The organism is Methylobacterium nigriterrae (assembly GCF_037106235.1).
Lineage (GTDB): Bacteria > Pseudomonadota > Alphaproteobacteria > Rhizobiales > Beijerinckiaceae > Methylobacterium > Methylobacterium nigriterrae.
In genome coordinates, this window is sequence record NZ_JBAWTG010000458.1 from 1 (window position 1) to 718 (window position 718).

Sequence of the window (718 nt, forward strand, 5' to 3'; positions counted from 1 at the left end):
GTATCATGATCCGCCGCTCTTCCTCCTTGAGGAGGTAGGACGGATGCCGCCAGAGGTTCAGGCGTGGATAAAATCCCTGGGTGAATGCGGGCAGTGGATCGCCGAGTTCCAGCTGAACCTCGTAGGTGTAGAAAATTTTGTCGAGCACTGGGAGTATCAGCGGGATTACGTTGAGTACATGCTCAACTTCTAAGTCGGGACCGAGCTGCGGCGAGCCGATCAGAGTAACCGGCCAGCCAATCGATGTGATCTCGCCGAGGGCGTGGGATCCGGAACGATCCTGTAGTTCACCCGCTGGACCGCATCGTGTCAGGATCGGCGGCTGGATTGTAAGAGCCGCCGACTTTTCCCTAGGTGCACCCAGGCCTCAGTGCGCAACCCGCGGGTGATCAGTGTACCCGCTGGGCGTAGACGCCGGACCGGTCGAGGTATACGGGCCGGTAGACGGTCAAGATCGATCTTGACAAGTCAATCCGTCGCCGCAGTCGATCGGACGCCAGGACAAGCCTCGACTTCGGCGAGGTACGCGAGGGCCGGTTCGCACACTGGCCTAGTCAGGCGTCCTGCGATCCAGCCGATTTCGGTTTGCCCGGACCGACTTCGGCCACGGCATGCTGATCCTGCCGTACACGCCGTCCACCGCAACGAACGGAGGGCCCTTCACGGTGCCGTACATCACTCGAACCAACTTTCACGAACTCCGGCTGGCCCTGCTCGC

General features: G+C 61.0%; 1 protein-coding gene. It reads left to right on the plus strand.

Annotated features, from left to right (window positions below):
• A partial coding sequence (locus tag WDW90_RS37725) for a hypothetical protein (protein ID WP_336492821.1) occupies nt 1-193 on the plus strand: 193 nt, incomplete at its 5' end.
• Between the last annotated feature and the right edge of the window lie 525 nt (nt 194-718).